Source organism: uncultured Nitrosomonas sp. (assembly GCF_902826915.1).
Lineage (GTDB): Bacteria > Pseudomonadota > Gammaproteobacteria > Burkholderiales > Nitrosomonadaceae > Nitrosomonas.
This window is the reverse complement of record NZ_CADEGP010000052.1, coordinates 1-23,134: the sequence shown is the minus strand read 5'-3', so window position 1 is coordinate 23,134 and position 23,134 is coordinate 1. Positions and strand designations below refer to the sequence as shown.

At 41.5% G+C, this 23,134-nt stretch carries 20 protein-coding genes; 3 read left to right on the top strand and 17 right to left on the bottom strand.

The window, feature by feature from the left end; genetic code table 11:
- Positions 1-374 precede the first annotated feature (374 nt).
- The 15 genes from QZV86_RS09935 to QZV86_RS09865 all read right to left on the bottom strand — a co-directional run bounded on the left by QZV86_RS09935 (position 375) and on the right by QZV86_RS09865 (position 15,764).
- On the bottom strand, positions 375-1,007 hold the full coding sequence (locus QZV86_RS09935) for a membrane integrity-associated transporter subunit PqiC (protein WP_295627191.1): 633 nt from the start codon (positions 1,005-1,007) through the stop codon (positions 375-377).
- 3 nt (positions 1,008-1,010) lie between these two features.
- A complete protein-coding gene (locus QZV86_RS09930) occupies positions 1,011-1,931 on the bottom strand; it encodes an MlaD family protein (RefSeq protein WP_295627187.1) in 921 nt (306 codons plus the stop codon).
- Positions 1,931-2,728, bottom strand: coding sequence for an ATP-binding cassette domain-containing protein (locus tag QZV86_RS09925; protein ID WP_295627184.1), 798 nt, complete (start codon positions 2,726-2,728; stop codon positions 1,931-1,933). Before QZV86_RS09925 ends, QZV86_RS09930 begins: the two co-directional genes overlap by 1 nt.
- Position 2,729: 1 nt before the next feature.
- Entirely contained in the window at positions 2,730-3,878 is a 1,149-nt protein-coding gene (locus tag QZV86_RS09920) for an ABC transporter permease (RefSeq protein ID WP_295627180.1), read from the bottom strand.
- 124 nt (positions 3,879-4,002) lie between these two features.
- Positions 4,003-4,383, bottom strand: coding sequence for a hypothetical protein (locus QZV86_RS09915; RefSeq protein ID WP_295627177.1), 381 nt, complete (start codon positions 4,381-4,383; stop codon positions 4,003-4,005).
- Complete coding sequence (locus QZV86_RS09910; RefSeq protein WP_295627173.1) at positions 4,380-5,225, bottom strand: transporter substrate-binding domain-containing protein; 846 nt, start codon at positions 5,223-5,225, stop codon at positions 4,380-4,382. Before QZV86_RS09910 ends, QZV86_RS09915 begins: the two co-directional genes overlap by 4 nt.
- A 21-nt stretch (positions 5,226-5,246) precedes the next feature.
- A complete protein-coding gene (locus QZV86_RS09905) occupies positions 5,247-5,921 on the bottom strand; it encodes a potassium channel family protein (protein ID WP_295627170.1) in 675 nt (224 codons plus the stop codon).
- A gap of 51 nt (positions 5,922-5,972) precedes the next feature.
- Entirely contained in the window at positions 5,973-9,008 is a 3,036-nt protein-coding gene (locus QZV86_RS09900; protein ID WP_295627166.1) for an efflux RND transporter permease subunit, read from the bottom strand.
- A 4-nt stretch (positions 9,009-9,012) separates the two neighbouring features.
- Complete coding sequence (locus tag QZV86_RS09895; RefSeq protein ID WP_295627163.1) at positions 9,013-10,125, bottom strand: efflux RND transporter periplasmic adaptor subunit; 1,113 nt, start codon at positions 10,123-10,125, stop codon at positions 9,013-9,015.
- Position 10,126: 1 nt separating this feature from the next.
- The gene (locus QZV86_RS09890) at positions 10,127-11,704 is read right to left on the bottom strand and encodes an efflux transporter outer membrane subunit (RefSeq protein WP_295627160.1); all 1,578 of its coding nucleotides are present in this window, start codon (positions 11,702-11,704) and stop codon (positions 10,127-10,129) included.
- 29 nt (positions 11,705-11,733) lie between these two features.
- Positions 11,734-12,558: an META domain-containing protein gene (locus QZV86_RS09885; RefSeq protein WP_295627153.1), complete on the bottom strand. Its 825-nt coding sequence runs from the start codon at positions 12,556-12,558 to the stop codon at positions 11,734-11,736.
- A gap of 68 nt (positions 12,559-12,626) precedes the next feature.
- Positions 12,627-13,853, bottom strand: a complete 1,227-nt coding sequence (locus tag QZV86_RS09880; protein WP_295627150.1) for an HD domain-containing protein — start codon at positions 13,851-13,853, stop codon at positions 12,627-12,629.
- 96 nt (positions 13,854-13,949) lie between these two features.
- Positions 13,950-15,008 carry a hypothetical protein gene (locus QZV86_RS09875; protein WP_295627147.1) on the bottom strand — a complete coding sequence of 353 codons (1,059 nt, stop codon included), beginning with the start codon at positions 15,006-15,008 and terminating at the stop codon, positions 13,950-13,952.
- Positions 15,009-15,013: 5 nt separating this feature from the next.
- Complete coding sequence (locus QZV86_RS09870; RefSeq protein WP_295627143.1) at positions 15,014-15,289, bottom strand: glycine zipper family protein; 276 nt, start codon at positions 15,287-15,289, stop codon at positions 15,014-15,016.
- Positions 15,290-15,329: 40 nt separating this feature from the next.
- Positions 15,330-15,764 (bottom strand): Rap1a/Tai family immunity protein, encoded by a 435-nt coding sequence (locus tag QZV86_RS09865; protein WP_295627140.1) that lies wholly within the window; start codon positions 15,762-15,764, stop codon positions 15,330-15,332.
- Between the two features lie 282 nt (positions 15,765-16,046).
- Between QZV86_RS09865 and QZV86_RS09860 the strand changes: the two genes are divergently transcribed.
- From QZV86_RS09860 to nhaD, 3 genes are all read left to right on the top strand, one after another.
- Positions 16,047-18,296, top strand: coding sequence for a PQQ-dependent dehydrogenase, methanol/ethanol family (locus QZV86_RS09860; RefSeq protein WP_295627135.1), 2,250 nt, complete (start codon positions 16,047-16,049; stop codon positions 18,294-18,296).
- Between the two features lie 680 nt (positions 18,297-18,976).
- Positions 18,977-20,311, top strand: coding sequence for an HD-GYP domain-containing protein (locus tag QZV86_RS09855; protein ID WP_295627132.1), 1,335 nt, complete (start codon positions 18,977-18,979; stop codon positions 20,309-20,311).
- A gap of 40 nt (positions 20,312-20,351) precedes the next feature.
- Positions 20,352-21,722 carry a sodium:proton antiporter NhaD gene (nhaD, locus tag QZV86_RS09850; protein ID WP_295627128.1) on the top strand — a complete coding sequence of 457 codons (1,371 nt, stop codon included), beginning with the start codon at positions 20,352-20,354 and terminating at the stop codon, positions 21,720-21,722.
- Positions 21,723-21,844: 122 nt separating this feature from the next.
- Here the strand turns inward: nhaD and QZV86_RS09845 are convergent, their stop codons facing one another.
- Positions 21,845-22,189: a hypothetical protein gene (locus tag QZV86_RS09845; protein WP_295627125.1), complete on the bottom strand. Its 345-nt coding sequence runs from the start codon at positions 22,187-22,189 to the stop codon at positions 21,845-21,847.
- Positions 22,190-22,539: 350 nt separating this feature from the next.
- Positions 22,540-23,134 (bottom strand): transposase (locus QZV86_RS09840; protein WP_366925696.1); only part of this gene is annotated, 595 nt, incomplete at its 5' end.

Here is a 23,134-nt window from a genome sequence, read left to right as displayed (position 1 = left end):
TCCCCTGGTCAATTTTCAACCGTAATGGGTGGTCAATTTTAAGCCGGTATCAACAGCCCAGATTGTATGTTAATAGACAGATACCATTGAAATCACAGGAGAAATGCGCCTTCTGAGCCGATAATGATCGATAAAAGTGATTGTTTGCGTGATTTCAGCAAGAAAATTACTAAAAAATACTCTTTCACACACAAAAAAATCAGAAATTGTAACGAATTTGGAAATTCGTTGAATTTTGCAAAGGTCTCACCTAATCAAAAAGCATCAAATGATGCTATTCCCAACCAAAAACTGTTGTCCATGAAAAATCACACTGTCGCAGACTATTTAATTTGCCAGTTGATGCTTAAAGATAGTGATTCGCACAAAAATCCCTAACTTTCAGTAAGTTTGCGTAATATTTCTTCTAACTTATCCGATAGTTCAAGACTAAATATTTTTACGACTTCACTTTGTTTTTTTACAAGAGCATCATAAGTATGATTCTCAGCTTTTTCAGTAATTATACTTTTTTCAAAATGTAAATTGCGATTATCAGCCTTTCTGTATACGAACCACTGTACCGATAACATTACATTATTATTAATATCAGCATCAAAGCGATGTACATCAATCACTACCTGATAATCGATACTTTTGGCATTGCGCCACGGAAAAACGGTCACATAGTAATTATTGAGCAACGTCTGTAAATTATGAGCGAGTACCTGAGTGAAATTTTTTTCTAAAGGCTCCGCCCAGCGATGCATATCGTTGATACTGATTTCCGAATCTGATTGCCGCACAACAATTGCTGATCTATCCAGGTATTTTGGGAAGTTCACAGGGCCAAGGCCAATGTGCTTTTCTCTTCTATTTTGAGTAGCAGAAATGCCGCCGCCAATATCTTCGATACTGCTTAAAATATAATACTGGGATGGTTGAGTTGTGCCACAACCGGTAAGAATTAAGCACAAAACGCCAGTTGTAGTTAGATAAAATAGCGATCGAATCTTAGTTATCAGCATAAATTATTTCCCTGATTTTTTTCCCTGAAGCAAAGCTTCTGGTTGTCTTTCTAAGGTATCGGTAAGTTCACGAATTGATTTGGCCGCATTCGTTAATTCATCCATTGCGATGTGTATTTTGTAAACGGTTGGTGATTCCTCATTACTTAATTCCTCAATATTAACCAATACTGTATCAATCTTCGATAAAGTAAATGCTACTTTATCAAGTAGCAGGTGAGTCTTGTTCGATATTGGCCCAATCTTAGAATCAATGTCGTTAATAAAATTGGTAGCTGTTAGCATTGCTTGGTTTGTCGCCTTCAATGCTTTTTCTAGATTATCAATGGACTGATTTAATTTTGGATTTTTTGCAACTTCTGAGATCGCCGTTGCAACGGCATTTATGTCATTGGTTATACTGGAGAAATCCAATTCACGAAACTTCCTCTCAAACAATTCCAGGGTCGATGGAATGATAGGCACCTCGATTACATCACCATCGCCATAATACACATAAGATGAATTTGGGTGGTAATCTAGTTGTATGAATAGTTGGCCTGTCAGCATGCTTTGCGTTTGTAACTGCGCACGCAGACCAAATGTTTCAACTAATTTTTTTACATTATCTTTTTCCGATTCAAATTCCTCACCTATAGTGATTACGTTCTCGGGATAATATTCAGCAACGACGGGAATACGGATCTCACCTTTAGTATAATCATTGATCAGGAAAATATTTTTTACTTTACCCACTTGAACACCTCTTAAACTGACCGGTGCTCCGACATTTAATCCGTTGACAGAACCTTTAAAGTACATCACAAAATCGCGCTTTTCTTTATAAAGTTGATCGCCACCTAACAGTATTACAGCGATAGTGGCCAGAATACAGCCACCCAAGACAAACGCCCCAATAATCGCAGGATTTGCTCGCTTGCCCATTATTCACCCCGGTTTAAAAAATTTTTCACTTTCGGATTGGATGTATCATTACGCAGTATATTTGGATCACCAGTTGTCAACATTGTTTTAGTATCCGCATCCAGAAAGACAGAGTTGTTGCCTATAGCAAAAATACTAGCCAGTTCATGGGTTACAATCACAACTGTCATGCGCAAACTGTTGCTAAGCTCCAGAATCAAGTTGTCCAGCCGTCGCGAACTGATCGGATCGAGTCCGGCTGATGGTTCATCGAAAAAAACAATCTCTGGATCCAAAGCGATTGCACGCGCCAGACTAGCGCGTTTTCGCATACCTCCACTGATTTGCGATGGATAAAATTCCTCAAATCCCGACAAACCGACCAATGCCAGTTTCAGTGAGACTACTTCGGCAATCTGTTTGTCTGACAATTTAGTATACTCGCCTAACGGCAGTGCGATATTCTCAGCCAGTGTCAACGAACTCCAAAGCGCCCCGGCCTGAAACATAACTCCAAAACGCTGCTTTAATGCTTCTTGTTCGCGCGGTTGTGCTTTCCAATAATTCATTCCATCAATAATGATGTCACCTGAAGCAGGTGGCTTGAGTCCAATCAGGTGTTTCATCAAAGTACTTTTTCCACAACCACTGCCGCCCATGATAATAAACACATCTCCCCGGCTAATAGTAAAATTCAGATCGCGCTGAATAATAAAATCACCATACGCCATGGTGAGGTTATGTATTTCAATATACACCCCGGTGTGCTGTTGGCCGTTTTCACGACGAGTCTGGTCCGTCTGAGATAATACTTCCATATTAGATTTCCAGATTATGGAATATAATCGTAAGTAAAGATGCAAATATCACAATCAACAATGTGCCGGTAACCACTGCAGATGTAGTAGTTTCTCCAACGGCCTGAGCACTCCGCCCGCACTGCATACCACGTAGACAACCGGCGTAGGCTACCAAAACACCATACACCGTTCCCTTAAAAAGGCCGACAAAAAAATGATTTAAATTAAGAGCGCGTACTGTCTGGTGATAATATTCGAAGAAACCAATATCAAATACTGTCAAAGCAACTACAGCCCCAGCCAAAATACCGATAATACCGGAGTACATCGTCAATAACGGCATCATAAAAATCAGCGCCAATAATCGCGGCAGCACTAGAAAATCTATCGGTGATATACCAAGCGTTTTTAATGCGTCGATTTCTTCATTAACTTGCATTGTACCCAATTGAGCAGCAAATGCAGCACCTGTACGGCCAGCCACAATAATTCCCGTCATTAGTGCACTAATTTCACGCACCATACCAATACCAACCAAATCGGCCACAAAAATCTGCGCTCCGAATTGACTGAGTTGCAACGCACCCATATAGGCCAGAATCAATCCGACCAAGAAACTAATAAGTGACACAATTCCCAGCGCCTGAGGCCCAGTTTCCTGGGTAATTAAGAAAAAATCTGATCTGCGAAATTGGGCTTTTCCAAACACCAGACGCTTTAACGATAAAACAGTTTCTCCGAAAAAAAAAACCATTTCAACCGTACTGCGCTGCCAGTCAATGACAGTCTGCCCAAATTGGGTAATGAAGCTGGTTGTTTTTTGTTGCTGATTATCTGTTTGTGTAGCAGCTTCGGTTGTAGCCAAATTCAATAAATTTTGTACACCATTAGGCAATCCAGAATAATCGATATCAAGAGCTTTCTCTTTGGCATACCTGGTCAACTGAGAAAGAAGAATGAGCAAACTACTATCCCAGTCGCCCAGTTTCTGACTACTAAAAATTATTCTGTTGACTGGATAAGTATGAAACGAAGACTCAACGTCATGAAATGTCGGATGATCCTGCCGCAGGTTCCAATCGCCACTTAGTACCAGATTCAGTTCATTAGCGTTATTTTGGTTGACGTCGATTTTAACCGTCGGTTCTACTGATGCACTTTCTTGCATAAAAAACAATTGTAACTTATGTTAATGGATACATTGGATTAGTAATGGCCAAGTGCCTGCAGGCTTATTTTTCTGAAATCAGGTGTAAGAATTTTGAACACCTGAACACCAATTAGGTGGAAAACTAGAATCGTACTCCAAATTGAGGTTCCAACTCTAACTGATGTGTAGAAAATCTATCATGCAGCATGTCTGAAGGTTGATGTCTTTCTCTCTTTTCTTGCATGCCATAATGTAATTCAATTTTTTTCCATCGAAATTTATTTTCTGATGTTTCTTTTGAACTTCGCCAATTTCGCGTTTCATCGTTTGTTTCCTCTTGTCCATGTTTGTCACGCACAATTTTTTTCTTGGTCATTCCTTGTGTATAAAATTCATCTGGAAAATTTAGTTTTAGTCGTGATTCACCCATCACCATTGAGACCAGTGAAAAAAAAAGTATCAGCACTAACCAGTATTCATAAGTCGGCGTGGCAAGTTTGCTGTCACACACATTAGTCATCATTTATGCTTCCAGTCGAGCGTTTCGAACCAGTATTTATGTCTAGCCAAAATCCAGCTATCAGCGTCTCTGGCAGTAATCCAAGCATTCAAATAATTCAAAAACTCCTGCTCATTTTTGTTGATAGCCATTCCCGCTTTGTAACCAACCAAGGGTTCATTAAGGGGGGTATCTACTTTATCAGGATATTCTAGTGCCAAATAGCGTGGTATCGGTGTTGAATCGATCCACACATGGAGTTCACCATCAAGTATGGATTTTTTGACTTCTTCGTGTGTATTGAATGACTTGATAGTTGCCTGACCAAAAAGTTTTTTTACAAGTTGCTCGGGAACGGTATTTGATACGACACCAATTGCCACTTTGGGATCATTCAATTCATCAAGAGAGTCAATGTGTTTTGTTTTCAGCAACGACGCAGCCAGATCAATACCCGCGCTGGCATACGGATTGGAGAAATTGACTTGCAAGGCACGCTCCGGTGTAATTGCCATTCCACTGATTATAATATCAATTTTCTTTGATTGCAGCGAGCTGATAAGTTTTGACCATTCGATCACGTTGAATTGTGGTTTTACACCTAGATCACTGGCGAGTTGTTTGGCCATTTGTATTTCAAAACCATTCAGGCTGCCTTTCTCATCCTTAAATGCCCATGGTTCGTACAAAGTAACGCCAATTCGCAATACTCCGGATTTCAAAATATCATTTAGCGCATCCGCATATACGGGCTTTGATAAAAAGATAAGTATTAACAAACACAGTATTAATTTTATCCCGTGCATCGTCAAGTAAGACATGATACATGAGCCTTCGGCTTTATCGTTTTTTTGGGTAGTAAACATAACTATAGCTTTAATAAAAATTTATGAAGAACACTTTTGTGACGGCATTCTTTTTGTAATATAGGCAGCCACTAATCCTGCCACCAAAATAGCAATATAGAATTGTCCAAACACCGCTTCAATTATTGATAGTGCACGCGCTGTTGCACTAAGGGGCACAATATCGCCATAACCGAGCGTAGCTAGCGTAACAAAACTGAAATATATGAAATCCTGCAATTGCTCAAAAGCACTCTCACTAGTTGAGATGTTAAATGAACCGGGGATCAAAACATTTACCATTACATAAAGTAGCCCCCAAATAACTCCTAGTAATAGGTAGATACAAATGCCGCCGACAAGGCTGTTAAAATCGATGGTGTTTGCTAGAACAACTTGCCGAATAGCCAAACTGATTGATAGTAACAAAAAAATAATATAGCAACTTAACGATAGTAGAACGAAAAAAAATACTTCAGTAAAAATGGCAAGCAGGTTTCCCGTAATACCGATAATTGTCAAGACAACACCAAACAAAAATATATGCGGCGCCTTATACAAACTCCAGATTCCAATTAAAAGAAAGATTGAAAAAGTAAACTCAGAGATATGCTGATAATTTTTTCCTGTCAAATCCCTTAGTAATGGAATCGCGAGTAGCAAAAATAACAACCCTGCTAACAAGAAATAAAAGTTGTGTTGTTTTAAGGTCGCCATTAAGTTAATTCGATCTAACTATTTTGTTGCTTACCAGATTAACCTCACAAATTAATGATGTGGCTTTACGTTGTAAAAAATGCTATATAAGACAGGCACCAAGATCATTGTTAGTACCGTTGCAAAAACCAAACCGGCGATAATCGTCACAGCCATCGCTGCAAAAAAAGCGTCAAATAATAACGGGATCATACCTAAAGCTGTCGTTAGTGCCGCCATAGCCACAGGCCTTAAACGGCTAGCACCTGAATCGACAATGGCTGTTATCAATTCCTTGTTATTTTTTTGCAAATTGATTTCATCAATTAAGACAATAGCATTTTTGATGAGCATACCTGCCAAGCTTAAGATTCCCAGCAACGACATAAAACCAAACGGTTGGTTCGTCATAAGCAAACCAATTGTAACACCGATCAGAGCAAGCGGAACTACAGCCCAAATGATGAGCGGCTGCCGCAACGAATTGAAAAGCATAATTGTAATCAACACCATCATCAAGAAAAATATCGGCAGCCCCTGTTTTAAACCTGTCTGGGCATCGGCAGAATCTTCATATTCACCGCCCCATTCCAACTCATATCCGATTGGTAATTCGATATTTTCTATTTGCGGCCTTACGCGTGCGAATAAATCCGAGGCTGGTCCTTCTACCGGATCGGAGAAAACGGTAATAGTCCGCTTACGATCCCGCCGCATAATAATTTCGTCTTCATAGACAACCTCGAAATCAGGTACGACTTGTCGCAATGGAATCATTGTGCCCGCTGCCGGACTCCAGATTTGCAGATTATAGAAACTGCGAATATCACTTCGGTCGAGTTCCTCCGCACGAAGAATAATGGGTAATAATAAATCCCCATCCCTGAAAGTGCCAACATTTCTTCCTTGGAAACCCTCAAGTAAAGTTGAAGCGATATCCTGTCGAGTAATACCATTCAGATTAGCTTGCTCTTCGGCGACCAACGGTTTAATCACTTTGACACGCTGCCGCCAGTCGGTACGTATGCCCTTTGAGTTGGGGTCAGCATAGTTAATGGCCAATGCTTGATCCGCTAACGCACGTAAAACATCCGGATCAGTGCCGCTAAAACGTGCCTGAACCTTGCCTGTACTGCCTGGCCCCAGCTGAAACTTGGATGTATAACCGACGATATCAGGATGATTCACCGATAAATAATCTTCAATATTTTGCAATAACGGGGCCAGCATCTCGGTATCTTCAATATCTACCAATAACTGAACATAGGCACTATTGGGCTTTTCAGGTTGATATGTTAACAAAAAACGCAAACCGCCTTGGCCAATCAACGATGTCACATGCGTCACATTATCCAGTTGTCCAATATAGCTTTCAATCTGCTCTGTTTGCTTTTGCGTATCCTCGATATGCGTGCCTTGCGGAAACCACAAATCCACCATGAATTGTGGACGTGTTGAAGGTGGAAAGAAACTTTGTTCAATATATTGGAAGCCCCATAAAGCGCTTACAAACATCATAATCACAGCACTGATCGTTATCGATTTTCGGCGAATACAAGCTATTAAAATTTTCTTATACAGATTGTAAAAACCACCGGAGCTATCGCTAGATTCTTCGTTGCTTTGTTGCTTCTTTTTGATAAACATTACACACAGCAAAGGTGTAATCGTCACTGCAATCACCCAACTAAGCAGTAATGACACCAGAACAACCTGAAACAACGAACGACAGAATTCACCGGTACTGTCATCTGATGTACCTATTGCTGCAAAGCCCAGAACCGCAATAATGGTAGCGCCCAATAAAGGTACTGCAGTCTGATTGACAACTTCAACAGCTGCCTTTTTCGCGTTTTGGCCCTCTTCCACTCTAACCAATACACCATCAACCACGACAATGGCATTATCTACCAACATCCCTAAAGCAATAATCAATGCGCCGAGAGAAATGCGTTCCAGCGCCACTTCCATTGGCGCCAGAAAAATAAAACTCGCGGCGATTGTCAACACGAGTACAAAACCAATCAATAAACCGCTTCGCATTCCCATGAAAAGCAGTAAAACAACAATGACAATCGCGACGGCTTCGATGAGGCTGAGTACAAAGCTCTGAATAGCAACCTCGACAGCTTCCGATTGAACAGAAACCATTCCAAATTCAATGCCAAGTGGTATCTGGCTTTGTAATTCTTCTAGGCGTTTCGTAAGCATCGCGCCCATAGACACGACGTTACCACCTGATGCGGTTGAGATACCCAATCCAATGGCTGGCTTGCCATCGTAATAAATCATGTTTTGTTGCGGTTCTACATAGCCGCGCCAAATTCGCGCGATGTCACTGAGGTAGACCTGGTTAGCTTTAAGATCACTTACTAAAATTGCGCCGAATTGCTCAACGGTTTTGATCTCCCCTGTGGGCTGCAAAGTGATAAATTCGCTGCCGATTTTTATCCGACCGGCGGCAGCTACCAGATTCTTGTGCCGCAGCTGGTTAATGACAACATCGGGCGATATACCCAATTTTGACATTCTGTCTCGATTCAATTCAACATAGATAGCCTCTATGCGTTCGCCGAACGTATCAATTTTAGCCACATCCTGAACCAGTAACAATTCGCGACGCAACAAATCAACCACATCTTTAAGTTCAGAGTAGCTATATTCATCACCCAAAACGGCGATAAAAATTCCATAAACATCTCCATAGTCATCAATAACCAATGACGGACCGACACCAGGTGGCAGTTCATGCTGAACATCGCTAATTTTGCGTCGTAATTCGTCCCAAACCTGAGGAAGCGTGGATTTGTCGTATTGATCTTTAATTGTAACGGTCAATGTCGATAGCCCGCGTTCAGATCTCGATTCAACCCGCTTAAGCTGCCCCAGTTTCTGAACCGCTTTTTCCAGCCTGTCGGACACTTCTTCTTCGACTTCTGCTGCACTGGCTCCGGGATACGATGTAACCACCAACGCTTCTTTAATCGTAAATTCAGGATCCTCCAAGCGACTCAAGTTCTCAAACGCTAAAAAACCCGCGCCCAGCATGACAAACGCCAAAACAAGCGTAATGACGCGGCGTTCAATAAAAAATTGAGCTATATTCATAGTTCTATTTAGCAGTCTGCTTTGGTAACGAGTGTACTTTCATTCCTTCGCGTAAATAATGGACACCAGAAATGGCAATGCGATCACCGGCACTTAGGCCATCCAGAACATGAACATACTGACTGAACATGTCACCCAGTTTCACCTGAATTTGTGTCACTTGCATGGAGTTAGGGTTTATACGCCAAACGCTGGGTTGTTTTTGAGCATTGGGTATCACCGCTTTAACTGGTATTTTGATAGTATCATGCTGCTGATTTCTAATCGAATCGGCCAATATACTTAATTTTGCTGTCATACCTGGCAAAATACTGTGTTCCGACGTATTGGAAAAACGAAAAGATGCGATATAAGTCCGCGTGGCAGGATCTGCAGAAGTAGTAAAAGAATACAGCACGGCCGGAAAATGATTATCCGATAAAGCACTAATGCTTACTTCCGGCTGCATGCGTTTAGTATACTCGTCGACATCGGTCTTGGATTTGCTGAGCGCCATATCTATCTCGGGTACAGTAACTTCAATTTTCAATGTATCCAGATCATGCATTATCACCACGGGCTCTTTGGCTTGCACATTTTGAAAGTTATCAACGTAGGTTTCTGCGATTTGACCTGAAAAGGGCGCTTTAAGATACGTATCATTCAGTGCTTTCTGCACTTTCTTCAAATCTTCATTTGCAACTTGAATGTTACGTAATGCGTTATCAACATCTGCTTGAGAGCCAGCGTTTTGGTCGAAAATATTTTTTGCCCGTTTGTAAGCTGCATCCATTGCCTGGCGATGTGAAGCTGCCGAGTCCCGTTCGGCTCGATAATCTTCGGGATCCAACCGTCCCAGTAGGTCATCTTTTTTTACGTCTTGACCTTCTATAATCGGAAAATCAATAATTTTGCCTGGCACTTCAAAACCCAGTGTAACCGTCTTGACGGCAGCAACCACACCCGGATATTCCAACCTGATACCTTGATTGGATCCTCCAACTGTCAGCATTTTGACCGGGCGGGAAATATCAACTTCTGGTTTGGATGGTTCACTGCAAGCCGTTAATGCAGCAAGCATGCAGAAAATAGCACCGATAACACTAACACGCAAATCAATAAAATCCATTAATTTCATATTATTTAACTATAAAGTCAATTAGCTGTTTCGACATACTTCCTTTCTCGGGCCCATCGGAATCTTGAAGCAAATTCCCCCAACTCGTACGATCCTGCATCTCTTGTTTGTGTTGTTCCGAAATAAATTCACGGTTTTCACGAATTTCCCAACCGCCACCAAGTGCCTTGAACATTGCAATGAGATTCAGTAAAATATCGCCACGGGCACTGACCCACCGGTCTTGTTGTTCAACCAGGGCACGCTCGGAATCGATCACGCGCTGAAAATTCACTGTACCTTCGCGATACTGAATACGGGCGATCTCGACAGCGCGCTGCGCGGCAGCCACACTCGTGGCACGAAAGTTGCTTTCCAATTGCGCTTGCAAAAAAGCGACCAGAGCATCTTCAACTTCTTGATAAGCTTTTAACACCGTATTTTGATAATTTACGATGCTTTGCTGGAAACGTGCATCTTGAACTCGGACATTATTCGAAATACGGCCATAGTTTAGTATATTCCAACGGAAAGAAGGACCAACTGTCAAAAACATACTTTCCGTATCTAGCAAGTCGGAGAAATTAGTACTGGCGAAATCACTGGCTTGAAAGCCGATTGCGCCTGTAATTGAAAATCTGGGAAATAATTCTGCTTTAGCCACTCCGATTAATGCGCTTTGCCTCGCGGCCAAGTTTTCTGCCTGTCGTACATCTGGCCGACGCCTGAGTAAATCAGCAGGTATCCCGGTAGCCACTGTCGGCGGCACTCTCGGTATGGCGCTGTTTTCCCCTAATGTTTCACGCAAGCCATTGGGCGGCATACCTAATAATACACTTAAGCTATTTTTAGCCTGCCGTAACGCGCGCCGTAACAATGGCACCAACGCCTGGGTATTTGCAAGATTATAGGTCGCCTGTTGCAAATCAAGTTCGCTGGTTGCACCATTTTCAAATCTTACCCGCGCTATTCTCAAGCTCTCTCGTTGCAAAACGATATTATTCTGCGCAAGCGTAAGCCGTTCTTCAAGCGTGCGTATCGTAATGTAGGCCCGAGCCACTTCCGCAGCAAGACTGACTAAAGCGTTATCGTAATCGGCCACGTTAGCCGCGAAGTTTGCTCTGGCCGACTCAATACCACGACGAAACCGTCCCCAGAAATCGAGTTCCCAAGCAGCATCAAATCCGATTTGCGCATTTCTGTAACGTGTATCAGTGAATCCCGAAAATACGTTGGGTGCATTCTCACTAATCTCATTATGAGTAAACGAGCCACTGGCCTCCTGAAATTGCGGGAAAAGCCTGCCTACGGCAATACCCAGTTGCGCCCTGGACTCAATAATGCGCAGCCCTGCAATTTGTAACGGAAGATTTTGCTGATAAGCAGTCTGAATTAATGTATCCAGTATGGGATCATCAAACAGTTCCCACCATTCAACTTGCATTAAGGACTCATTGGATAACGTTGCATCTGTATGCTGCCAACTTTCCATCAGCGGTGCTTCCGGATTTTTAAAATCTGGGCCTAAAGTCGTACAGCCTACCAACATTAACAGCAATAATCCTGCAGAAGTTTTCCAAGCCTGGCATGTTTTAACCATCAACATTTTCTCTTTTTGTAACTACCACACTACTCTGAGAAGTCAGACAAACTTCGCACAGCCAGTATTCCTTCTCCATCCGGTGTCATTAAGGTCAGCTGATCATCTTTATTGGCGCGATAATACGAAGTTGTTTCTAGAACCTGAATATAGTCTTTTTCCTGATCGCTTAATTTAGGAATACATGCCCTCCTGGTTAGTATCAGGCGTGAAAAATTTAAATGCTCGTGATCGACGGTAAATTTACCAGAAAAGTTATTACATCCTGTAAAACCAAAAACTTTACCATCAACCGCAAATTGTAAGTGCACTTTGCTTGAATCAATAACCTGTTTGTTATTTATGGCGGTTATGTACCATTTTGTTCCAATCAGATTGGATATGTTACCATGCGAATTAAGTGGAGCAATTTGCTTAAGTGTAATAGGCGGCAGAACCTGGTGCGTATTTTGAGTATCAATCCAGTGAGTTGTATCAGTGGTCCACAACAGACTGCGATTTTGATTTCGTATCTCAGCCCGAACGGCATAACGCATATTGTGAAGAATATTGTCTTTATCCGTGGTCAATTCAAACCTTACGGGCACCGATTTACCATCAAGATCAATTTCCTGCTTTGCGATTATAATCGCTTCCGAGTCTGCGCGTGATATGTCATTTAAAGTAATAATTGCCACTGAGTTTTTAGGAAAAGAAATTTTTTCTCTATATAAGAAACTACCCTCAATCTTAAAATGTGTACTTGCAGAAGCCTTGGCATGCTTGATTTCCTGATTATTTATCAGCGCACAGGATGCCGCTAGAACAATGATCGGTAGTAAGCAAAAGATTTTCTCAACTTTAAGTAACTTCATAAGTTTGCAGTAAAATTATTCTGACAAAGTTCAAATCTGCGAAGAGCTTTTAGCGATTCTGCAACAACTCACGCAGTACTAAAATTTACAATCTCAGTGAGTCTTTCCGAAAGCCGTACAATTTGTGCCCAATCGTCTTTTGTAACGCTCTGACCATGTGCAATGTTATTGCGTAAAGACTCAAGTTCTTGATTGACACGCTTGATCGCACTCGCGGAAGAATAACCAAATTTTGAATAAATATGCTTATGTTTCATTAGAGTTTGAAATTTATCCGAAAACTGCAAACAATCAATTAATTCAGCTTGCTTTCCACGTCGCTCGCGCTCCTTAATCATTTGCTCAGCTTTTTCTAACCGTCCCGGTGAAAGACTCTGTTTCAATTCTTCTTCATTCCATAGTTTTTGAAGTAGGTCAGTGATTGTTTGGTCATATAAAATAATAATTCCTGCCAGCCAGGTTTTAGCAATCGGAGATTCAAAATTATCACGCGTGATTTTCTTTTTAATCTGACCGTCTACTTCAATATAGCAGACTTCAAAGTAGGCCAAAATACTGACCACTAGTGTTAAGGGTGAATCTGGAGAAACAATTTGAACTTGATAAATGTCTTTTTGTTGTGTTTTATAAATCTCAGCTATATCTTTTGCACAGAAATTAGTCATCAAAAACTTAATTGATTCTAACGTAATCAATCGCTTGTCTTTATCCAACAGAAACCACCACGACATCTGATCGGAAGAGTCATCGTTCTTTGCTATAACCCTTGAAAGCTGTTTGTCCCATTTGGAATGTATCTTGAAAGCACGTTTATAAAGTGGTAATTCCTTTTCTATCGCATTTAAAAGTTCTTTCATTTCATCGAGATATACTCGTCCAAACTTGGGATCATTTGAGCAAATATCCTCGCAGTTATCTATAAGGTCAGCCAATTTTATAGTTTTGGCCCGATCAGAAGCGCGCGCAATATGTTCCCTGTCAATCTGCTTTCTCAAACAACGATTTCCATCTCTATATCGACTTACATCGGTGAGTTCACGAACAAGAGATGTCACACCTTGACCAAAAATATGCTCCAAATCCTCAAAAGTAACAGCAGTATCTTCAACAACATCATGAAGCCAGGCCGCTGCTACCATCTCTTTATCACCGGTTACTTGTGATACAAGTTTCGCAACTGCCTTTAAATGAATTTCATACGGTTGATATGAATACTTGCGCCGCTGATTTATCCGACGGTGTTTACCAATTGCGAAAAACTTTGCTTGTTCAACTAAAGAAAGATTTGCACTCATAATTCCAAATTATTAGGGTTCATTGTAAAAACTCCTTAAACCTGTTTCCAGAATCAAGTAATTCTTAATAGCAGGAATGAACCGTCTGGAATGCGATTATTGCTGTATGTTTTGCTCCACTTTTTCTCGGGACTGTTGGAAAATATCTTTAAGCTTATTAATCATAATCTTACTACCCATTGACCGTTTTAATGTAGAAGCCAGACCTGATATTTGATCGGTAGAGACACGATTAACATAAAATACGATCGTCGCTTTGCCATTTTCCACAGGCACAAACGCGCTGATTGATTGTCCGCCATTATAGCTTCCACTAACATAAAATTGACGTTGCACAACCACAAAAATTTCTGCATCGGCCATTTCAAGTTGATGCAATAAAATAAATACCGGTTCACCATATGCGTTGTAATTGTGCCAAATAAACTCTTCGCTAAGTTCATCTGGAATATTCTTGGGATAATCTATGAGCACATTATAAAGGCCGGGCATTATCGTTTTTAATGTTGATAAAGTTTCCGATGCCTGTCTTAAAAAAGTTGATACTGAAGTATTATCTTTGGCTCGCTCATAGGGAGCTATTCCTGACAAACCATTCTGCCGATATGCTCGGAGCCGCTCTAATAGTTGCTTCTTTACAGCCTCTGTAGTGGGCTTTATAGGTGATTGTCCGGGTAGAACTTCAATAGCATTGAATGCAAGTATTTCGTCTTTACTTAAATTCAATGCTATGCCGGGCTCAGCTTTTAAATAAGCCATTGAACGCTCTCTCTCGTCGGGACCTAAATCGAGCATTTTAAAATCCGCCAGACTGGCGTCTCTTGATATCGACGACCAATCGATGGTTCCCGGGTCTGTTGTGATTATCGGTTTTTTCTTAATTTCATTCCGTAGTTCGTCAATCGTCATCTTTACGTGAAAAGCAATAGTGATGGCCAATTCACGGTCATGTGTTGCGCTCAATTCTTTTGAAACGAATTCTCCATTTGCAATTTTTTCTTTCTCAGCACTGGAAAATCCTAGTTTATTAAATATTTCCTCTGCACTGATCGTGCCTGCTATTGCAGGCTCGTTTGATAATAGTAAGAGAATTATCGAAAATATAACTTTCTTGTTCAAAAGCAACATACAGAAACTATCGTAGAAGATTAACATGTTTCCTAACGTTTCTGTTGCCCTGCCTGATACCCTTTTTGATAAGCACGGTCTTCAGACTTTTTATGCTGGTCTGCCAAAAAACCGCCCAACAATCCCGCTCCCGCTCCGATTGCCGCCCCCATTCCTGCACTACCGGCAATTGCACCGATTGCCGCACCGCCTGCCGCACCACCTGCAGAACCGGTTAATAGTCGTTGATTAGTGTCCGACATACCAGCGCATCCCGTAATACTGATAAATAAAACAACCAAAATGCAGAACTGAACAATTTTTTTCATGATTACTTCCTTCACTTTGACATTATAAATCAATCAACAATCAATCATCTTTGCAAGGAAAATGATCTACTAAATATTTCATTACTGTGGCAACAACAGAATCTTGCAAATAGTCTGGACGTGCTTTTACCCATTGGATATATTCGGTTATTATCCGATTGCGCGATAATTCAACCTCACCTATTCCTGCGTTTGCAGGGGACGGCAATGTTTCAGGCAAGCAAACCAGAGGGCTCAATCCAGGATTACTGTAAAACTCACTTTGAGAGCGGTAGATGCCTACTAAAAAGCCGTGGCAAAAATGAATAGCCTGTGTATGAAGCCTATCTTCTGGAGAAACAGAGCAGATCTGAACTATATCGCCCGTATTTCTTATCAGAAAATTATCTTCGGTAGCAGCTTGAGCGGTTGTACAAAAAAAACTCATGCCGATAATCAGCAGCACATTAATTGGGTGCCTATAAAATTTTTCCACTTCAACTCTTGGAGCGTACATAACTATTCGTCCTTGCAAAAAATTTAAAATAATTTACGGCTAAAGCCAATTTCTCCCTGAAGGCGGAGATTTTAGACCAAGAAACATGACAACAAAAAAATGTATTTCCTCCCCCGAGCACCAAAAAATCGCTTTGTTTTGACATACCAAATACAGAAATTCTATTCTGTATTTACAGCACATGCAATACGCATTATTATAGAATGAAAATCACATGCTAGTATCTTTTTTGGGGACATTTTAATTTTTCAGGTGAATAAAATGTATTTTAGAAAGAAGGGAGTAACAATAGCTTTGTTGCTATTCTGCGCATTGAATGCAGGCAATATTTTCGGTGGAAAAGTAAAGCACAGTGAGAAGCAAATTGATGCAATATTTCTCGGTACTAGCGCGGGGAATGATTGGCCCACTTTTAATGGTACATACGGCGAACAACATTTTAGCGCTCTGAATGAAATTAATGCTAAAAATATTTCCAAACTGGGACTTGCCTGGTATATGGATCTTGACGCCGGAAATACTGTTACTGGCCCCATCGAAGTCGGTAATACCGTTTATATCTCTGTGGGATATAGTGTGGTGCACGCAATAGACGCTGTTTCAGGCAAACTGTTGTGGAAGTATGATTCAAATGTGGCAAAGTATGCAGGTATTCGTTTACGTCAGGGTTGGGGTTCTCGCGGACTTGCCTGGTGGAATAATAAAATCTACGTCGGTACTATCGATGGTCGTCTAATTGCACTAGATGCAAAAACCGGTGATGAAGTCTGGGTAGTCAATACACTTAAAGAAATAACCGGCGGCAGCTATTACGTAACTGGTGCACCACGCGTTTTTGATGGCAAGGTAATTATTGGAAATGGTGGCACCGAACATGCTTCTACACGTGGATTTGTGACGACCTATGATGCAGAGACGGGTAAACAACTATGGCGTTTTTACATCGTTCCAGGTAATCCGAAGGATGGGTTTGAAAATAAAGCTATGGAAATGGCGGCAGAAACTTGGCATGGCGAGTGGTGGAAATATGGCGGTGGTGGAAATGCTTGGAATGCGTTTACTTACGATGCAGAATTTGATCAAATATTGATCGGCACGGGAAACGGCTCGCCCTGGAATATCAAAGTGCGTAGTCAGGGTAAAGGCGATAATCTGTTTCTTTGTTCTGTTGTAGCCTTGGATGCCAAAACGGGCGAGTACCGCTGGCATTACCAGATCAACCCAGGCGAAACCTGGGATTATAACGCCTCAATGGACATGCAGCTTGGTGAAGCCGAAATAGATGGCAAACAACGTAAAATTGTCGTCACGGCACCTAAAAATGGCTTTTTCTACGTCATTGACCGTACCAATGGAAAATTGATCTCGGCCGAAAAAATTGCCAAGGCAAACTGGGCGAATCATATCGATCTGGAAACCGGTCGGCCGGTTGAAAACCCTGAAGCCCGCTATCCGAATGGTACATTTACTCTTTATCCCAGTCCTGCAGGTGCGCATAGCTGGTTACCGATGTCTTTTGATGATGAAAATAATCGCGTCTTTATTCCAGTGATGGAACTGGGTGCACGATACGATGACCGCATGGTGGACATCAAAAACTGGAAGCACTTGCCGGGAAATGGTTTTGATGTAGCAGTTGTCATGGAGCTGCACTATGACAGAAACAGAAAGCTGACCGATCCCATGAGTAAATTGCTGGCCTGGGACGTGATTAAACAGAAGGAGATTTGGAGTGTACCTGGACCAGGATCATGGAATGGTGGTGTTCTAGCTACACGAGGAGATGTTGTTTTTCAGGGTCAAATTACCGGGGAATTCAAAGCCTATGACGCTGAAAATGGCAAACTGCTGTGGTCGTTTGATGCGGGCGACCCGGTGCTGGCGCCGCCAATCACCTATATAGCTGACGGCAAGCAATACGTTACAGTGTTGACTGGATTGGGTACAAGTATATCCGCTTATGGACAATCATTGGGTGCATTGCCCGATTACAAAAAAATGAAGCGACGTGTGTTAACTTTCGCACTTCATGGTAATAGCGAACTTCCTTCTGAAACAATTGCTACAGCAATGCTGGAAGAGATTGAGGAATTAGGTGAAAGTATAAGTCACTTTATTCATGGTGATGGTGATCAACTAGCTATCTCTCAACCAATAAAGGCTGTAGAAAATACACGTATTGCTTTTCCAGACCCGGACTACAAAACAGCCGACAAGAAAACACTAGAGACCGCGAAGCTTGTTTTTATAAACCGTTGTATGGCTTGCCATGGGGACAATGCAGTTGCCGTCGGCCAAGCACCAGATCTGCGTACTTCATGGATAATTCCAGTAGAACCGGCTTTTATAAGTTTTTTACGCGTTGGTTCAAAAGAGCGGGGCATGCCTAGCTTTGAAGAAGTGCCCGAGGAACAACTACTATTGATTAGAGAGTATATTCGCTCGGAGGCGGCCAAACTGCGAGAAAAAAAGAATGACATTTCTATTAATACAACAGATTATCAAAAATAAAGTTAACGTATCCTATAAAAAGCAGTACGCTATTCTTGTGATATTGTTAACGTGAAACAACACGAATTTTGGGCGCAAAGAACTATCGCGCACAGATGCAGCGATGCGAGATGTTGCCCTATTGAATGCTTATTCGGCTGTCTCTACCAAGCGCCACCCCTGGCGCCTCTAGCTTTGGATGCCGAGGAAGTGCCCTAAAAAGGGTGTTTCATTTATGAGGTGGGAAGCTAACTGACAATGATCGTTAGGTACAGTTATTTTTTATACCCGGCAAATCAAATCTGAATTATTACAAATAATTTTTCTTTTACCAAAAGATACAACGCATTCAGGGTGCCGCCATAATCCGGATTTTGCAGATATCCGTTTTTCGGATTCCTTTCCTATCCCTTCTTATCGTGTTTAAAACTCTAAATTTTTAGAGATATTATGTTTATATTGTTTTTACACCATGAACTCAGAAAGTACTCCATGCATTCTTGCTAATTGCCATGCTACGTATCTGCGATGTAACGCTCGGTACTACTCGCCTGATTATGATTGGCAAAGGAATGAGAGTCCAAGCAATGATCGCTGGATTTTGCGAAGTACCTGTTTGGATTCAGGTTTGCCCTGAAAACACAAAAGTGAGTTAAAATTCAGAAATTGCATTAATATCAAATTTCGAGCTATTTGCGACAATGCGCATAAACAAAAATAATTCCCTAAAACACTTTGTTTATGTGGTCTTGGCGCGTCGCGTTTTAGTCGTCGCAATATTACTTTCTTTTGTGCTGGCAGTGATTGTGCATAATGCTGCCAAAGACAATATTTATGAGCATGTTTTAATTACGGCGCATGATCGTATCGAAACATTACGTGCAAGAACAAATGAATATCTGGTGAATGAAGATGTCACATTAAGTCAGGCTTTGCATCAGGCAATTGATGCCTTGTCTCATATTCAGTACGATAAAAGTATTGGTGATTTTGTTTTTTATCAAATATCAATTTTGGATGAAAATGCTGTCGTTAGCGAATATAACTCAAATTACCCTTATATTGATAACGTGAAGCGTTATATAAACGACACACCGCTCCATTTACAGAATAACAAAGTAGTTTCGAAGGAAATCGTACAACTCGACGACGGCAGCTACGTCCATTTAATTATGCCACTACAGAATCGTGCCGGAAGTCCAATTGGTCACTTGAGAACGATGTTTTTACTCACAAAGTCGACCGTGAATGCTTTAACAAACCGAGTCTATATGACTGTGTTTTATGCGATATTGATTGTTTTGTTAACCTCGGCAATCTTATATCCTGTGATTATCAATTTAACGCGAAAGCTGGTAAATTACTCCGTTGATTTACTGGATTCAAACCTGGAAATACTTCAAGTTCTGGGTGGCGCAATCGCGAAGCGGGATAGCGATACCAATGCGCATAATTATCGGGTTACCATTATAGCCGCCCGCCTCGCAGAAAAAATCAACCTGCCTAGCCACCAGATTCAATCGTTAATCAAAGGTGCATTTCTCCACGATGTGGGAAAAATCGGCATACCTGATAGTATATTATTAAAACCAGGAAAACTCACTGCGTCAGAAATTACACTGATGAAGACACATGTTGACAAAGGGATTGAAATAATTAGCCGGTCAACTTGGCTGACTAATGCCAAGGATGTTGTGGGTGGTCATCACGAAAAATATGACGGTAATGGTTACCCAAAAGGGCTAAAAGCAGAACAAATACCAATCAATGCACGTATTTTCGCCATTTCAGATGTGTTTGATGCTTTAACCTCAAAAAGACCGTATAAAGAACCATTTAGTTTCGAAACAACGATACAAATGCTAATAGAAAATAGCGGCACACACTTTGATCCGTACCTTGTTGATCAATTCAGACATATTGCCGCAGTGCTTTATCTGGAATTAAATGGCAAAAATGAAGAAGCTTTGCGTAAGATTTTAAATGAGATCATCCAAAAATATTTTTGTTCAGGAATGAATACTTTATCTTACTGATATAATTTTTTTTGTACCCCTGATATTGCGCAAAAAGATTATGAAAAAATTACTGCAGTATACATTTTTTACGGGTCTTGCCATATTGTTACCAGGCATGGTTATGGCATTATCATCTCGCGATCATATGATTGAACCATATGCAGATCCACGCGCCATCTTGTGTTTAGTGGTTTTCTTATTGTCATACTTGTTAGTGATGACAGAGGAAAAAACGTTACTACCTAAATCAAAGCCTGTCATGCTCGGCGCAGGCATTATTTGGATGATCATAGGATTTGCAGCGCCCGATTATGATGTTGACCACGAACAACTCCGCGCGGCTGTTTTTCATGGGTTGGATGAATATGGCAGTCTCATGCTGTTTCTAATGGCTGCAATGATTTATATCGCAGCATTGGAAAGTGTAAATGTATTTAAGGCATTGAAAGCTAAGCTAATAAATTGTGGGTTAAATTATCGACAGCTTTTCTGGATTACCGGTATCATTGCTTTTTTTCTATCCGCCTTGGCCGATAATCTCACGACGGCACTTGTAATGGGCGCAGTTGTAATGGCTGTTGGCGCAAACAGCCCCCGTTTTGTTTCAGTTGCAATGGTTAATATTGTATGCGCAGCTAATGCAGGAGGCGCTTTTAGTCCATTTGGAGACATAACGACGTTAATGGTATGGCAATCAGGCAGAGTGGAATTTTTTGAGTTTTTTTCATTATTTTTACCATCGGTGACAACTTACCTGGTTCCGGCAATTATCATGAGCTTTGCAATTAATTCGGAACGCCCAGATACTATGAAAGAACATATTGTATTGCGTCGTGGTGCAAGACGTGGGATATTTTTGGGAGTATTTACTATTTTCCTGGCCGTCTCGTTCGAACAATTTTTAGGGCTTCCACCATTTATGGGCATGATGACAGGCTTATCTCTATTAATGTTTTTGGCTTATTATCTTCAAAGAACAAGACAGGCGGATGAGCTTGAATACAATATTTTTAGCGCCATTCGAACAGTTGAATGGGATACTCTTTTGTTTTTCTTTGGCGTGATGTTCAGTGTGGGGGGGCTCGCTTTTATTGGCTATTTGAGTCTTGCTTCCGGAGTAATGTATGGTAGCTGGGGTGCAACAACTGCAAATATCGTTATGGGAGTGGTTTCTGCCATAATTGATAATATTCCTGTAATGTTTTCAGTGTTATCCATGCAACCCGACATGTCGCATTTTCAATGGTTACTTGTAACGCTAACATGTGGTGTTGGTGGTAGTTTGCTTGCAGTTGGATCGGCTGCAGGAGTGGCTCTTATGGGTACTTCCAAAGGGTATTATACTTTTTATTCTCATCTACGTTGGACGCCTATAATTGCTTTGGGTTACGTCGCAGGAATAGGAATTCATTTTCTTGTTAATGGTTAACCGACCACTGGGTTGCAGTACGAAAGGCCCGCCCTGAATGATGACGGCTTGGTCAGGGATTCAAATCTTAGAATTTGTGACAGGATTATATAACAATGGGTTTTGGCATAATTCATTGCTATTCAATGAATTATATAAAGTTCTATTGTAAAAATGTTGGTTGAATCGAGCTTCTTCATTTCAACCACAAGATCAATCAAGTCCTGTTCAGGTCCTTTGCGACTAGGCTTCGTTTGTGTTTTACTGGAAAAAAGTTTGCTGTATTTTCTTTTGACCAATGCTTGATGAAATTTCAGAAGTGTAGCGGGCTTTAAAATAACCGCTTTTTTCTGTAGCCGTTTTTTGCTGGTAAAAAATGTCAGATAACCAAACAAGGCACGATCAAACGAAGTAAATCGGAGTGCACGTGATCGTTGGCGTGTCAAAGTGATCAGCTGCTGTTTCAATAACAGATTCTCTACCATCACAGTTCTTATTCCGCCGGGCCTAATGAGTTTGGCAAGTGTTACAAAAAAAGTGAATTACCAATTGTATCTTTTCGGTCATGTGACGTATCTTGCACGTTTGTAAGTAAACAGCAAGTTAGCTAGCTAATATTTCAATTCGCATGTGAATTAGTATCCTGAACAGTACAGAGTGGCACCAGGCAAAAGTTAAAACGTAATGTCTGTATTTGCTGTATCTGCACGTTTTACTTTTGGCAATCCTGCGCCTTTCGTGCATTCCATAGATCATAAGCTGTTTGCTGTGCCATCCATAAGTCTGCACTTCCTCCACATTCTCAATGCCCAACCATCCTTCGATTCGTAGCGCCATTTCAGGAGAGATTGCAGCACGCCCATTTAATACCTTTGATAAGGTAGTCGGCCCTGCAAAATTCACATGACTGTGGCGGAGGCTTTGTATACAAGAAAGCTTCGCCAATATATGGTTGTTTTGCGCGGAAGCGGTTGATCAACTGAAGCAAGGCAAAGGGCAACAAAATACCTTTTAGCCCCAAGCGGAGTACTGCCCTCATCAGCCAGCGCAGGTTGTATCCCGCCGCACACAACACAGCATGGAGCGCATCTCCCAACTTGCCCTGCAACCAGCAGCGGTCCATTCGGTGATCCGACTTTAAATGCCCAATCGCGGGTTCCACGGCCTGACGACGTTTGAGCCAGCGCCGCTGCGGTATTGTCAGTGATTGGTACTTGCCACGATGGATGATGTTCACGTCCGGGTTGTCGGCATCCACGCCCCGAAATCCGAGATCGACAATGACTTGCTTCGGCGTTGATCCTGCGTTTTCGAGTAACGTCTGTGTCTGTGTGAGTTGCTTATGAAGGGTATGGCCATCGTAGGGATTGCCGGGGAAGGTTGAGCTATGATTATTTCTGGTGTATGACAAGTGAGGAGAAAGCGGTGTAGCC

Coding starts and splice junctions, on each gene's coding strand:
- QZV86_RS09905 (WP_295627170.1), bottom strand. CDS start 5,921: ATGGCGACCTTAAAACAACACAACTTTTATTTCTTGTTAGCAGGGTTG.
- QZV86_RS09925 (WP_295627184.1), bottom strand. CDS start 2,728: ATGGAAGTATTATCTCAGACGGACCAGACTCGTCGTGAAAACGGCCAA.
- QZV86_RS09875 (WP_295627147.1), bottom strand. CDS start 15,008: ATGTTAATCTTCTACGATAGTTTCTGTATGTTGCTTTTGAACAAGAAA.
- QZV86_RS09870 (WP_295627143.1), bottom strand. CDS start 15,289: ATGAAAAAAATTGTTCAGTTCTGCATTTTGGTTGTTTTATTTATCAGT.
- QZV86_RS09930 (WP_295627187.1), bottom strand. CDS start 1,931: ATGGGCAAGCGAGCAAATCCTGCGATTATTGGGGCGTTTGTCTTGGGT.
- QZV86_RS09915 (WP_295627177.1), bottom strand. CDS start 4,383: ATGATGACTAATGTGTGTGACAGCAAACTTGCCACGCCGACTTATGAA.
- QZV86_RS09895 (WP_295627163.1), bottom strand. CDS start 10,125: ATGAAATTAATGGATTTTATTGATTTGCGTGTTAGTGTTATCGGTGCT.
- QZV86_RS09860 (WP_295627135.1), top strand. CDS start 16,047: ATGTATTTTAGAAAGAAGGGAGTAACAATAGCTTTGTTGCTATTCTGC.
- QZV86_RS09920 (WP_295627180.1), bottom strand. CDS start 3,878: ATGCAAGAAAGTGCATCAGTAGAACCGACGGTTAAAATCGACGTCAAC.
- QZV86_RS09880 (WP_295627150.1), bottom strand. CDS start 13,853: ATGAGTGCAAATCTTTCTTTAGTTGAACAAGCAAAGTTTTTCGCAATT.
- QZV86_RS09890 (WP_295627160.1), bottom strand. CDS start 11,704: ATGGTTAAAACATGCCAGGCTTGGAAAACTTCTGCAGGATTATTGCTG.
- QZV86_RS09855 (WP_295627132.1), top strand. CDS start 18,977: ATGCGCATAAACAAAAATAATTCCCTAAAACACTTTGTTTATGTGGTC.
- nhaD (WP_295627128.1), top strand. CDS start 20,352: ATGAAAAAATTACTGCAGTATACATTTTTTACGGGTCTTGCCATATTG.
- QZV86_RS09900 (WP_295627166.1), bottom strand. CDS start 9,008: ATGAATATAGCTCAATTTTTTATTGAACGCCGCGTCATTACGCTTGTT.
- QZV86_RS09935 (WP_295627191.1), bottom strand. CDS start 1,007: ATGCTGATAACTAAGATTCGATCGCTATTTTATCTAACTACAACTGGC.
- QZV86_RS09910 (WP_295627173.1), bottom strand. CDS start 5,225: ATGTTTACTACCCAAAAAAACGATAAAGCCGAAGGCTCATGTATCATG.
- QZV86_RS09885 (WP_295627153.1), bottom strand. CDS start 12,558: ATGAAGTTACTTAAAGTTGAGAAAATCTTTTGCTTACTACCGATCATT.